Origin of the sequence: Mesorhizobium sp. L103C131B0 (genome assembly GCF_000502275.1) — a bacterium.
Lineage (GTDB): Bacteria > Pseudomonadota > Alphaproteobacteria > Rhizobiales > Rhizobiaceae > Mesorhizobium.
On the sequence record NZ_AYXC01000016.1, the window covers coordinates 167473 to 179915 of the forward strand.

At 64.6% G+C, this 12443-nt stretch carries 11 protein-coding genes; 2 read left to right on the top strand and 9 right to left on the bottom strand.

The genetic code is table 11. The features are described from left to right. The first annotated feature begins 121 nt into the window (after window positions 1-121). A complete protein-coding gene (locus X730_RS142080; RefSeq protein ID WP_023668668.1) occupies window positions 122-310 on the top strand; it encodes a hypothetical protein in 189 nt (62 codons plus the stop codon). Between the two features lie 16 nt (window positions 311-326). On the opposite strand, the gene X730_RS142075 is transcribed toward X730_RS142080, so the two are convergent. The 6 genes from X730_RS142075 to X730_RS1000000167670 all read right to left on the bottom strand — a co-directional run bounded on the left by X730_RS142075 (window position 327) and on the right by X730_RS1000000167670 (window position 7137). Further along, a complete protein-coding gene (locus X730_RS142075; RefSeq protein WP_023712022.1) occupies window positions 327-1022 on the bottom strand; it encodes an aspartate/glutamate racemase family protein in 696 nt (231 codons plus the stop codon). Between the two features lie 110 nt (window positions 1023-1132). Continuing rightward, window positions 1133-2467: a SidA/IucD/PvdA family monooxygenase gene (locus X730_RS142070; RefSeq protein ID WP_023827091.1), complete on the bottom strand. Its 1335-nt coding sequence runs from the start codon at window positions 2465-2467 to the stop codon at window positions 1133-1135. Then, a complete protein-coding gene (locus tag X730_RS142065; protein WP_050588147.1) occupies window positions 2464-4284 on the bottom strand; it encodes an IucA/IucC family siderophore biosynthesis protein in 1821 nt (606 codons plus the stop codon). Before X730_RS142065 ends, X730_RS142070 begins: the two co-directional genes overlap by 4 nt. Next, window positions 4281-5345 (bottom strand): GNAT family N-acetyltransferase, encoded by a 1065-nt coding sequence (locus tag X730_RS0134320; protein WP_023835221.1) that lies wholly within the window; start codon window positions 5343-5345, stop codon window positions 4281-4283. The genes X730_RS142065 and X730_RS0134320 overlap by 4 nt, the downstream gene beginning before the upstream one ends. Then, window positions 5342-6070: an IucA/IucC family C-terminal-domain containing protein gene (locus X730_RS1000000167665; RefSeq protein ID WP_155922493.1), complete on the bottom strand. Its 729-nt coding sequence runs from the start codon at window positions 6068-6070 to the stop codon at window positions 5342-5344. Before X730_RS1000000167665 ends, X730_RS0134320 begins: the two co-directional genes overlap by 4 nt. After that, complete coding sequence (locus X730_RS1000000167670; RefSeq protein WP_196814839.1) at window positions 6070-7137, bottom strand: IucA/IucC family protein; 1068 nt, start codon at window positions 7135-7137, stop codon at window positions 6070-6072. Before X730_RS1000000167670 ends, X730_RS1000000167665 begins: the two co-directional genes overlap by 1 nt. 121 nt (window positions 7138-7258) lie before the next feature. On the opposite strand from X730_RS1000000167670, the gene X730_RS142060 reads away from it, so the two are divergent. Further along, the gene (locus X730_RS142060) at window positions 7259-8425 is read left to right on the top strand and encodes an MFS transporter (protein WP_031197182.1); all 1167 of its coding nucleotides are present in this window, start codon (window positions 7259-7261) and stop codon (window positions 8423-8425) included. A gap of 11 nt (window positions 8426-8436) precedes the next feature. On the opposite strand, the gene X730_RS142055 is transcribed toward X730_RS142060, so the two are convergent. The 3 genes from X730_RS142055 to X730_RS142045 are packed head-to-tail and all read right to left on the bottom strand — an operon-like array spanning window position 8437 to window position 12314. After that, window positions 8437-9723, bottom strand: coding sequence for a RhtX/FptX family siderophore transporter (locus X730_RS142055; protein WP_023827094.1), 1287 nt, complete (start codon window positions 9721-9723; stop codon window positions 8437-8439). Beyond that, window positions 9720-10094, bottom strand: coding sequence for a hypothetical protein (locus X730_RS142050; RefSeq protein ID WP_155922495.1), 375 nt, complete (start codon window positions 10092-10094; stop codon window positions 9720-9722). Before X730_RS142050 ends, X730_RS142055 begins: the two co-directional genes overlap by 4 nt. Before the next feature lie 15 nt (window positions 10095-10109). Then, complete coding sequence (locus X730_RS142045) at window positions 10110-12314, bottom strand: TonB-dependent receptor (RefSeq protein ID WP_023827095.1); 2205 nt, start codon at window positions 12312-12314, stop codon at window positions 10110-10112. Between the last annotated feature and the right edge of the window lie 129 nt (window positions 12315-12443).

Sequence of the window (12443 nt, forward strand, 5' to 3'; positions counted from 1 at the left end):
ACAGCAATGCCGGATGCATTGAATGTCGCTGCAAAAAGAAGTCAAGCGCGCGGCAGTTTTGGCACGCAATTCGTGAAGGAGCGGAAGGCTGTTTAGGCCGCGCGCGCGTCCGGCCAGCATCGTGGCCAACCTGTATTATCAGGCGACGCCTCCCTCCTATCTGCAGGACCGGTTTTGCACAGCCAAAGGCCCCGACACCGATCGCCTTTATTTCCTGACCGGGCACCTCAATCTGGCCGGCACGGAAGCAGATCGATGGAAGCTGAAAGTGGTCGGCAGCGGCAATGTCGCCGTGGCCGCCCAGCCCTGATCTCTGTTTTGGCCCTTCAGGGCAGCATGAATGCGACCGCCGCCTCAGCATGGATGCGCGTGGTGTCGAACACCGGAATGTCGAAATCGCGCTCGCCAATCAACATGGTGATCTCGGTGCAGCCCATGATGACGCCATCGATCTTCTCATCGCGTCGCAGACGGGCCACCTCGTCGATATAGGCCGCCTTCGATGCCGCGCTGACGATGCCCTGGCAGAGCTCGTCGTAGATTACCTGGTGCACCATGTCGCGCCCGGCCTGGTTCGGCACCACGGGCTGCAGCCCGTATTTCTCCGTCAGCCGGCCTTTGTAGAAATCCTGCTCCATGGTGAAGCGGGTCGCCAGCAGCGCCGGCCGCTTGACGCCGGCGCCCTTGACCGCGACGGCCGTGGCGTCGGCAATGTGGATAAGCGGGATCGACACCGCCGCCTGCACCCGGTCGGCGAGCTTGTGCATGGTGTTGGTGCAGATCAGCAGACCCTCGGCGCCGCCCGCCTCCAGCTTGCGCGCCGCATCCGCCAGCAGCACGCCCGCACTGTCCCAGTCGCCATGATGCTGCCGGTCGGCGATTTCGGCGAAGTCGAAGGAATAGAGCAACAGCTTTGCCGAATGCAGCCCGCTCAGCCGCACGCGCACGATCTCGTTGAGCAGGCGATAATAGATCGCCGTCGATTCCCAGCTCATGCCGCCGATAAGGCCAAGGGTTTTCATGCGCTGAGCCTCCAGCAGGACCGAACGATCTCTCTCACAGAAAAGCTTTACGGGTCGATGTCAATCTTAACGCGCGCCGTACCACGCTCTTCGGCCCGCCTCCACAAACATCACCGCGCGCCCGATTCGGTCATCCTCGCATTGGCGCCGAGATGATGCAGGCTTTGTGTCGTGTGCCTTGAACTCCAGGCAACCGGCGGATCGGGCAGATCGAGATCGAACTGTGCCCGCCCGAGCAGCGAATTGACGATCTTGGCGCTGCGCCAAGCCATCAGGCTGAGCTGCGGCTCGGCTATGCCATGGCTGAGCCGGCCGGCATTGAGTGCGTAGATCCGGCGGTCGTCAGGCCCGTCCCATTCGACCTCGAAGCTGGCGTTGAGCCTGTAATGACCGCGCTCGTCCAGCGCGATCCTGTTCGTGAGCGGTGCCATGCAATCAGGAATGGCAAAGGCATAGCCGGTGGCCAGAACCACCGCATCGACGGTGCGCGTCTCGATGGCGCCGTCGAAGCCGTTGCGCATGATCAGCCGGTATTCGCTGCCTTCCCGCGTCACGTTCAGCACTTCGCGGTGCGGCGTCATGTTGACCGCCGTCGTTTCCTCCGAGAGGTGCCGCAGCGTGTAAAGCTGGCGATAGATCGCCTTCAGCGTGCTCGTCGATGCGCCGTCACCGGCAAGCAGCTGCTGTTCCAGGATCGTCTCGCGCCGCCCTTGCGGCAGCCGATGGAAGTTTTCGACATAGCCCGGCGTGAAGAGTTCGTCGGTGAAAGGCGAGTCGTCCAGTGGCAGGAAATTCGGCCGCATCGAGATCCACTCGATTTCGCGGCCGGCGAAGCGGTCGGAGGAGATCAGATGCAGAAGCACTTCGGCGCCGCTCTGGCCACCGCCGATCACGGCGACACGCTGTCCGCTCAGGCGATCGAGGCGGTTGGCGGCCTGGGCGTTGTGGAAGCATTGATCGGAGGCCGCCGCCCGCGCCCAGGCGGGGATGTTGGGCACCAGCCCGACGGCAATGGCGAGATTGCGCGCGTTCACCTGCTCGCAGCCGATACGCAGCCTGAAATTCGTTCCGTCGAAGTCGATCCGGTCGACGGCGCTGGCGAAGCGCAGCGAAGACAAGTTCTCGCCGACCCATCCGAGATAGCGGGCGAATTCCGGCCGCGGGATGGCTGAGAAATCCGCGTTGAGGAATTCATAGAACCGCTTCTGCGCGACCAGATAGGACATGAACGACCATGGGCTGGTCGGATGCGTCGCGGTGACGAGATCCTTGAGGAAGGATGTCTGCAGTTCGACGCCCGGCAGCATCATGCCCGGGTGCCATTCGAGCCGCGTCGCCCGATCGAAGAAGCGCGCTTCGACGCCGTCCACCGCATCGAGATGGGCGGCGAGGCTGAGATTGAACGGCCCGATGCCGATGCCTGCGAGGTCAAGCGTATCGGTCATGGCGAACTCCTTATGGAGCTGGCTGGGCTGATGGGAGATCGCCGGGCTGACTCGGGGTTAAGCGGATTGTCGAGCGGTGTGCCAAGGTCGGGCAGAGGGCGTTCGCCGCTGTCGCCGTAGCCGATGGCGAAGCGCACCTTGTTGATGGCGATGCGTGGGATCTTCGGAGCAAACAGATCGAAGAGCGCGAACCGTTCCGACAGCTCCGGGTTCTGCGCCTGGTAGCGCCGGATGGCGGCGGCCAGGATGGCGTAGAAAGTCCTCTCGTCGAAGCGGTCATAGGCGGCCAGCGCCTCGGAAAGGAAGCGCAGAACGCTGACGATGTGTCCCGTCTGCAAATGCTGGAGAAGATGTGCCGGCGGCCGGCGCTTCAGCGTCGACAGGATTTTGGGGTCGAGGCCGGCCAGTTCGGGAAACGGCTGGTCGACGAGGTCGAGGTCGCCCTGAAAGTCCTTGACCGCCACGCCGAGAGGCGTCGCTCCGTCGAGGATGATGGTGACGTTCTGGCCATGGGCGATGAAGCCGACGCCGTAACGGCACATGAAGTGGTAGAGCGGCACGAAGGCCGTGGAGAACAGGCGATCGAGCCATGCCTCCGGACCAAGGCCGGACTGCTCGATCAGGGCGCTGGCGATCGGCCTGCCATGCGCGTCGCGCTGCGGCAGGGCGCCCATCATCATCGGCCGCTGGCCCGCTGTCAGATCCTTTTCGGGGCTTTCGCGCCATATGGCGCCCAGCATCTCGCAAAACTGATAGGGCGCGCCTTCAACGCCGGTATAGTGCGGATGCGGATAGAAGGCGCCGGCGACTTCCTTCAGCACCTTGACGTCCTTGAGCACCGGGTCCGCGGCCGCCACCGTGGCCAGCCAGCGCGACAGATCGGCGCCGATCGCCATGTATTTGCCCGGCACGCCGCGCCACGCTGAGGTGTTGAGGATGGTCAGCGGCAGCTTGACATGCAGCGCCTCGGGCCGTGCCACATTGGCAAGCGTGCGCAGCGACTGCAAGGGCAGGAACGCGTCGCCGAACTGGCCAAGCGGCACCAGCCGGCCGGCAGCGATCTCGCTACCATATTGCGAGGCGATCATCGCCTGCCACTGCCAGGGGTGGACCGGCAGCAGCCTATGCGTCGATCGCGAGATCCCGGCGGCGCTGAAAGCCGCTTCGAGCCTTGCGCGCTCGTAGTCGCCGAGTGCGGCCTGCAGCAGCGCCTCTTCGTCGAGCCCGCAGTCAAGCGCCAGCAGGCAGCGATCGCTGGCGGCGGCAAGCCAGAAGAGCTGGAATGCGGTGGCCGATTCTGGCGCGTAGCGCTCGAAGTCGTCCCGTCCCCAGCCGAGCCGGCCCTTGTTGGCGGGCGCCTTCGGATGGCCGTCGAGCAATGCCTGCAACTCGGTATCCGGCAGCGCGGCTAGTTCGGCGGCTGGTCGATTGCCGCGGGCTTTGGCGATCCGCATGTCGGCCATCAGCGTGTTGTAAAGCTCCTTCGCATAGGTGCAGAATGTTGCCGGCGGCATGCCGAGCGTCTCGCGCGCGTCGGCGAAGAAGGCGACCGCATCGTCGACCGGCAGCTCGATGCCGGCATCGCGGGTCAGCGTCTCCGGACGGACGGCGATCTGACCCCACAGGCGCCGCGTCGCGGCAAAGCGATAGGTCAAGCCGGGGCCGAGCGTCAGTTTCCATCGGCCGGGCGAAAGCTCGCGGGGCGACAGGCACTCCTCGAAGGTCAGTTCGGAAATGGCCTTGGCGACGGCATCGCGGTTGATCGCGGCCCAGCGTGTCGCCTCGCCCGCTTTGGCAATCGGTTGCTGCACCGTCACATCGGCACCTCGCGGAAGAAGCGTTCCCGCTCGCAGCAGACCAGTGCCGCGCGCTTGTGCGGGAAGTCGAACTCCTTGACTTTGTCGTAGGCGGCGCCGGCGCAATAGCTCAGCATCTTCTGGTGCGCTGCGCGTGGCTCGCCGACGACGCGCTGCGTGCGCGGCTCGTCGAGGAACAGATAGTGGGTGACGGAACGGAACAGAGCCAGCGTCTTCGGCCGGCCGAGATGGCGCGTATTGCCGATCAGCCCATGCCAGCCGCGGTCCCAGTCGAGCGGCTCGTAATAGGGCCCGAGCCGGTCCTCCTTGGCCCAGTAGAACTCGAAATAGCCGGTCGGCTCGCCGTCGAAGCTGGCGATGACGCCGAAAATATGCGGATCGCTCTCCTGCTCGGCGAGATATTTGTCGAGCTCCTCATGGCCCCGGGCAAGCTCCCAGAAGAAGGCGATACGGCCATCGTTCATCCAGCGATGGAAGAGGTCGAGATCGGTCCGGCGGTCGATCGGCCGCAACGACACGGTGAGACCGATCTCGGCAATCCAGCGTTCGTACATCGGGCCGCAGGGGCGCGGTTGGCGCAATGGCGGCAGCCGGTCTTGCGGGCCGATAGCGGTCGTCAATGCCGGATAGGTGACATGCGAGGCCTGGCTGCGCCACAGCAGCGGCAGCTGGCGGAGGACCGAGCGATGGATGACGGCGCGTTCCGGTTCACCCGGAACCGTCTCGGTGGCCAGCGCCGAAACCGGCCACAGCGTCTTGGCCGCCGGCAGGAAGGCGCGGTCGAAGGAAGGATGCAGGCGCAGCGCGGCGTCGACGAGACCTGCAAGGATTTGCGGTTGGTCGAGGCGGCCGCCAGTGAACGCGACATCGTCGATGAGCAGGCGGCCATCCGCGATGGAGATGCGGGCCTGTCCCACCGCTGTTCCCTCAGCGTTGACCAGGCTGACATGGCCATCGCCGGCACGGATGGCGAGCGGCTCCGCGGCCGAGGCCAGATGCTGCCATCCTTCGTTGCCGGCGACGGTGGCGGGTGACCAGTTCTTCGCAGCCTCGATGTTCATGCGTATTCTCTCACATGCAGGGGGTTGGGAAGCTCGACGTAACCTGCCAGCGGATCGGTCACCTCGGTGTTCTCATTGATGTCGCGCAGCGCGATCAGGAAATTGCCCTTGGCAGCCAGCGTCGGCGCGTTGAGCAAATAGTCGACGCAGGACCGGTCAGCCATCGGCGTGGCGGCCAGCCGCTCGAGCGAGCGGCGGAATATCGCCAGCAGATCGTCTTCGTTGGTGAGGCCAGCGGCGGCAAGGGCTGCGACGGCGGCGAAAGCGCCATTGACGACCAGATAGTAGCCGAACAGCTTCGCAGCCGCTTCCGCTGGGAAGACATGATCGCCCGCCTGACCAGCCTCGGGCACGAATTCGCGCAGCCTGGGCAGGAATTCCTCGACATACCCGGTGCCCTGGCAGTCGCGAAAATAGAGCGCATTCGGCCAGCCGCCGGCGAGGCCGACGACGAGGTTCTGCTGATGGGCGCCGAACAGCAGGCCGAATTCCGAGAAGGCAACGATAAACGGCTCGATGGCGGCATGAAGGAAACGCTCGAACCACAAACGCGCCGTTTCCTCGACAGGTCGCTTCTCGTCGCGGGCGATACGGTGGACCAGGTCGGACAGATGGCTTTCGGTACGGCCGGGATGGCGCTCGCAAAGCGCGCCGAGAACGGCAGCCGGCGGATTGCCCGTGCCGCGAAACGGATTTTCGCGAAACGAGACGATGGTATCCGTCATCAGCCGGCCGTCTTCGTCACGCAGGCCGANAGGCCGAACCAGGCGGGCTCACCCAGCACCGTCATGGTCGGGCAGCGCCGCTGCAAGGCATAGCCGAGCTTGCCCTTGACCAGCCGGTGCACCGAAAGGCCGCGCCGGCACTCATGCTCCTCGACGATGCGCCTGGAATTGGTCAGGCGCAGGCTGAGCGAGAATTTCAGCATCCACTCGGCTTCAGACGAATGAACCGTGCGCAGCGAGGTCGTGGCCCGCCACGCTGGTCCGCCGAGCCCAACATCGACGATACGACCGGCGCGAAACAGGCGCTCGACGCGGTCTTCCAGCATGAGCCGTACGGCCTGCCACGGATGCATCGGAACGAGAACCTTGCCCTGTTGCTTGCCAGCCCGAGCAAGCAGCTGCGGATCGCTGGCGGCAAGCCCGCGGACCATCTCGGTGACATCTAGCGGCTCGACGCTGCCTCCAGTGAGGATGGTCGGGTCGACGGCCCACCAGCGCAGTTTGAACGCATTGCAGTATTCATGCCCGAAGCGCGCGGAATCCGTGTGCGTGAACTCTTCGCGACTCATCGGCGCCGGATGCACGGCATGGCCGAAGCGCAGGGCGCTTTCGGCATCGATGAAATCAGGATCGCCTTCGGAGAAGGGCCGCGACGATCCACGCGCCGCAGTCGCGTCAGCGATTGCGGCGATGCTGGCCAGGCTGCGGCGCAGGAAGGTCAGTCGGCTTTTCGCTGTCGCCCGGCCGGCAATGTCGGGATCCGCCAGGATCAGCGCCAAAAGGCTGAAAAGGTCGATCTCGGTCGCTTCGCCATCGGCCCCCTCGTTACTAATATCGAGGCGCCAGAGCGGCATCGCTAAATCGTGGTAACCAACCTTCGAGCGATGCCGCGCCTCGACGAGCACCGCCGCGCGCGAGGCAGGGAAATTCAGACGCAGCACGGCTGCCTGCGGCCGAAACAGCCCGGTTTGCCTGGCGTTGACGAATTCCCAGCCATCCCATTCACGCAGCAACGCGTTGAGTAACGGGCTTAATGCTGAGGAAGATTCAGGTTTTACTTGTTCCATGTGCATCCCCATAAATCCTAATAATACTGAATGCATTTACGTTTATACATTGTCGTCTTTAAACATTTGTGTTGATTATCTGTTCTAAACAAGAAATAAGCTTGGTCTTATGACGACCGGTATGAAAAATCGATCTTCGCTTCTGCGCCGCCTGGCGATCGCGGTCTCGGCAATCGGCTTCGGCCAGTCGGCCTTCGTATCGCTCGTTCCCCTGGTGATGGAGCGGCTGAGGCTCGACACGTTTGCTATCGGCGCGGCAACTGCTGTCGGCGCGGCGGCCTTTCTGGTCGGCTCGCCGCTGTGGGGTCGCATGGGCGAGCGGCTTGGCCATGCCAGGCTGCTGCGCTTGCTCGGCCTCGCCATGCTGGCCGGCCAGACGGTGTTCGCCATTCTGCTGATAGCCGGCATGGGAGCCGCGCTCGGCATCGCTTTGCTGATGCTTTCGCGAACCGTGTACGGTTTTGCCGCGTCCGGCGTCATGCCGACGGCGCAGGTCTGGGCCAGCCGCTCGGTTGCCAATGACAGGCGACAGGCGGCGCTGGGACTGCTTGGAGCCGGCGTCAGCATGGGGCGGCTGGCCGGCGCGCTGGCGGCAACGGCTGCCGTCCTGTCGCCGCTGCTGCCGCCCATCCTGTTCCTGTTCAGCCCGCTGTTGCTGTGGCTCGCGCCGGGCAAAGGGGAAGCCGGCGGACGGAGCGACGGCAAGGCAGCCGACGTCGGCCGTGGAATATCGCCCTTCGATCGCCGCGCTCTGCCTTGCCTGGCGATGGGCTTGTGCCTGACGCTCGGCTTCGGACAGGTGCAGATGATGCTCGGCCCGATGGCCCAGCAGCGTTTTGGCCTTGGTGCGACGCAGGCCACGACGGTGACCGGCCTGGCCCTGATGCTGGTCGCCATCGTCATGGTTTTGGTCCAGGGACTGCTCATGGCGCGCCTGCGGCTGGCGGAGCGCAACAGCGTCGTCGTCGGCTGTCTCATGGTTTGCGTCGGCATGACGGCGCTGGCCGTCACGGCCAGCCATGTTGCCTCGGCAGCGTCTCTGGTGGTGGCGGCGGCCGGCATTGCCCTGGCGACACCCGGCTACACCGCCTGGCTGATGAAGCGCCTGGAGCCCGGCGAGCAGGGCGCGGCGGCCGGCTGGCTCACCAGCACCCATGTACTCGGCCAGAGCATCGGCGCATTGGCCGGCGGCTTTGCCTTCACGCTCTGGCCCTTTGCGCCGCTGGCCGACTGCGCGGCGCTGGCGCTGGCCGCTGCCTGTCTCGCTGCCATGGTTCGCAAGCACTAGCCAAACCGCGCTCATTCGGCGACCTCCGGCAGCGGCTGCATCGGAGTACCCGGCTGGGCTTTTGCGGCATCGGCGAAATGGGCATTCAGCATGCGATAGGTCGCCACCACGGCGACGCCCGACAGCACTGTCGCCAGGGTGAACAGCGCGGAGTAGCCGAGCATGTCGGCGAGGCGGCCGGCCAGCATGGAGCCGACGAGATAGACGATAAGCTGGGCGCAGGACAGGATGGTGAAATCGGTGCCGGGTTGGTCCGACGACGTGACGGACATGAACAGGCTGTAGAGCGCCACGATCTCCATGTAGCGCACCAGCGTCTGCAGGAACGAGGCGCCGAAGATCGGCCAGAAGCCGGCGATAGCGCCGAAAGCGTGCAGCGCGAAGATCAGGAAGCAGATGGTTCGCAGCGCGCCGAGCAGGCCGAGCACCGAGGCGGCGCCCCTTTTGTGCAGCAGCCACGCCGCCAGCGCCGAGCCGCCGAGCCCGACGGTGAGCGCGGCACCCCCCGAGAGATAACCGATGATGTCGAGCGGCACGCCGGCATCGACGAGATAGGAGCCTTCCATCGACTTCACCAGCCCCTCGCTGGCGCGGTAGATGAGCGCGATCCACAGGATCTGGCGCGCCTCCGGCCGGCGCAGGAAACGCAGGATCGAGGGGCGGTCCATGGACGCCTGCGGCGCGCTGGCGACGGGATCGGTCTCGCGCATGGCGAAGGCGGCGACCAGCGGGATGATGGACAGCGCGGCCACCATGGCCACCATGGTTTGCCAGCCGGCATGATGATAAGCCAACAGGCCGAGCGTGCCGCCGAGAACGACGCCGAGCGCGACGGCGCCGCCCTGGATCGCATTGCCGATCGGCCTGTCCTTCGGGTCGAGATATTTGGCCGCGTAGCCGTCGGTGGCGATGTCCTGGGTCGACATCAACAGGCTCACGACAAGGCCGACGGCAAAGATACCGGCGACATCGGTCGGCTCGATCCAAAGCATGGCGGCGATGCCGGCGATGACGCCGATCTGGGTGATGATGACCCAGCCGGCGCGATGGGCGCGGGCCACTGGCCGAAAGCGATCGACCAGCGGCGCCCACAGGAATTTCAGCACCAGCGGCAGCATCAGCAGCGCCATCATGCCGATGGCGGTGCGCGACACGCCTTGCTCGCGCAGGATCGGCGGGATCGCCGCGGCAAACAGATAGCTCGGGATGGCCTGCGCCAGATAAAGGCAGGCGAGAACGACGAAAAGCCGCAGGCGCGAAAGCCCGGCTGGCGCCGGCCGGTCTGCGTCGGCGCTCATTTGACATAGTCCTTCGGTGCGTAACCGTTCAGGAAGGCGCCGGCCTCCGCCCGGCTGCGGGTGACGAGCACTGGAAAGCCGAACAGGCTTTGCCAGACGCGCTGCATGTTCTCGTCGGCGGCGGGGCGCACCAGCGCACAGGCGCGGCAGCCTTTTTCGAGCTGCTCGCGTTCCGCCTTGTACCAGAGGTTTTGCGCCTTGCGCTGGGCGTCGCTCAGCGCGATCTCGATGCGGATATCGACCAGGAGCACGAACGGCTCCCGTTCCTGCGAAAGGCGGCCGAGCGCCTCGATATAGCGCGCGCCATCCGCCGGATCGGCTGGCGCTTCTGCCAGCAGCGAGACCAATGCACCGTTTCGTTGGAGAGACACCGCCACCGCCGCCCCTCAGAATGTGATCTGGTAGGACAACGCAACCGAACGTCCCAGACCCGGAACGTCGGCGCCGCGGGTCGCCGATGCGGAAGGGTTGATGTAGTAGGTGTCGAACACATTGCGCACGGCAAGGTTCAGCACGCTTTCATTGCCGAACGTCTTCGAGACGGCGAGATTGACCAGTGCTGCACCGTCCAGTTCCTGGGTGGCGATGCGGTCGCGTCCGGAAAACAGCTCCAACTCGCTGCGCAGGGTCAGCTCGTTCTCGAAACGGGTGGTGAGATAGACCAGGCCCTTGTAGGTCGAGGGGACACGGTTGTTCGGCAGATACTCGTTCGCTTCGATGTGGCCGTCGCGATCCGCGTCGTATTTGCCTTCGACATAGCCGACCGATCCGCCCAGCGTGAACATGCCGCTGAGGTCTGCCTCGAGATTGGCTTCGACGCCCCAGATGCGTTCCTTCTGCTGCGATACCCGGTTGTTGACGATGTCGTAGCTGACGCCGTTGTCCGAGGTCGACAGATAGGTGCTGACGCCGCCGCGATAGTTGCCCCAGTCGCCGCGCAGGCCGGCTTCCCAGGTGTTCACCAGCTGGGGCTCGGGCGCGATATCGGCATAGCTGATCGCATAATCCGGCGCGTTGGTGCAGGGCAGCAGCGGCCTGATGGCGGTGCCATAGGCGTCGCAGGTCTCGGCGTTGGAGTTCAACCCGGCGCGGCGGGTGAAGCCGCCAATGTCGGTCAGGCTGTAGCCTTGCGAGAAATTGCCGAAAAGCTGCATCCTTTCGGTCAGATCGTAGACGGCGCCGGCGTTGAAGGTGACGGCGTCGTAGTCGAACGAGCCGCCGGTCACCTGGATCGCCGGCAGGCCGATAATGTTGCGGCCAAGCAGAACGGCAGCGGCAGGCCGGGTGAAGTCCTCGACATTGAGATAAAACTGGTCGTAGCGCGCCCCGCCGCTGATGCGAAAGCGATCCGTCACCGGTATTTCACCCTGCGCAAACAAGGCGACCGAGTTCTGGGTCGTGGGCGAGATGGCGTCCTGGCCGTTGGTCAGCTGCTGATCGGTGGCATCGAAAACGTGGTCGGCGCCCCAGGTCAGTGTGCTGCCCTGAGTGATAAAGTCCATCGGCGTGTTGACGGTCAGGTTGACGCCGCTGCGCCGCGATTGCAGCGCCGTCTGGTTGAAGTCGGCGGTCGGGTCGGTACCCGGCGGCAGGATCACCGGCCGCGTCGGGTTCGTCGGTAAATACACCTGGCTGTTGACGGCCGAGAATTTGGTAAAGGGCGACTGCTTGAAGATGTCGTTGTAGAACGCCTTGACCTCGAGGTTTCCGAGCGCGAAGTCGCTGTCGGTGTATTTGGCGGTCAGATATTTCGAATCTTCCTTCAGCGGCTTGCCTTCATAGGGATCGCCGAAATCCGGGGAGACGGGATTGGTCGTGTAATCGGTGAACCAGTGCGGCTTCTGGTTGGCATAGGTCCAGTCGACGCTGGCCTCGAAGCGCCTGGAATCGAACTGGTAGCCGGCCACGCCGAACAGATTGCCCGTGCCGGTGCGGTCGCCGCCGCCTTGGCCAAGCATGGCGTCCGAAGCCACCTCGTTGCCGTGGCCGTCATAGGTGCGACGCGACAGATCGCCGGACGCCGAGAAGAAATAGTCGAAATCGCCTTTCTTGCCCTCGACCGAGACGCTGGTGCTGGGCCCGGCCGATTTGCCGGGGTTTTCGGTGAAGGCGGTGACGCCGGTGCGCACTGTCACCTTCGGCTTGTCGCTATCGCCGCGCTTGGTGATGAAGTTGATCGTGCCGCCGGTGGCCCCGGCGCCATAAAGGCTGGACGCGCCATTGATGACTTCGATGCGCTCGACCGAATTCAGGTCGATCATCGACAGGATGCGTGAGACGTCCCGCAGCGGTGTGTTGCGCGGCACACCGTCGACCATGATGAGAACGCTGCGCCCGCGGAAGGTTTCCGAAGCGCCGGAAATGGTCTGGTTGCGTGGCGCGTAGCCGGGGACGATGCGGCTGATCAGGGTCGCGGCGTCGATATTTTCCTGCGTTGCTTCCTCGACCTGTTGCCGTTCCACGACCTGAACGGACTGGGCAACGCTGGAAATCGACCTTTCATTGCGGCCGGTGACCAGGATCTGATCGAGCACGGTGGCTCCCTGCTGGTCCGTCGGAGCGGCTTCCTGGGCAAATGCCGCGCCTGCCATAATCGACGAACCCAAAGCCGATGACCAAAGAAGCGTACTGAAAAATCTGCGCATGCTGTCCCCATCCATGCCCTGGTCCCCAGCGCCAGAGCGGAAAGGCCCAGTTATAATTCATGATAAAACGAGTCA

Excerpts from the sequence above, each read along its gene's own strand:
- X730_RS142055 (WP_023827094.1), bottom strand. The coding sequence starts at position 9,723 with ATGAGCGCCGACGCAGACCGGCCGGCGCCAGCCGGGCTTTCGCGCCTG.
- X730_RS1000000167665 (WP_155922493.1), bottom strand. The coding sequence starts at position 6,070 with ATGACGGATACCATCGTCTCGTTTCGCGAAAATCCGTTTCGCGGCACG.
- X730_RS142045 (WP_023827095.1), bottom strand. The coding sequence starts at position 12,314 with ATGGCAGGCGCGGCATTTGCCCAGGAAGCCGCTCCGACGGACCAGCAG.
- X730_RS0134320 (WP_023835221.1), bottom strand. The coding sequence starts at position 5,345 with ATGAACATCGAGGCTGCGAAGAACTGGTCACCCGCCACCGTCGCCGGC.
- X730_RS142060 (WP_031197182.1), top strand. The coding sequence starts at position 7,259 with ATGAAAAATCGATCTTCGCTTCTGCGCCGCCTGGCGATCGCGGTCTCG.
- X730_RS142075 (WP_023712022.1), bottom strand. The coding sequence starts at position 1,022 with ATGAAAACCCTTGGCCTTATCGGCGGCATGAGCTGGGAATCGACGGCG.
- X730_RS142070 (WP_023827091.1), bottom strand. The coding sequence starts at position 2,467 with ATGACCGATACGCTTGACCTCGCAGGCATCGGCATCGGGCCGTTCAAT.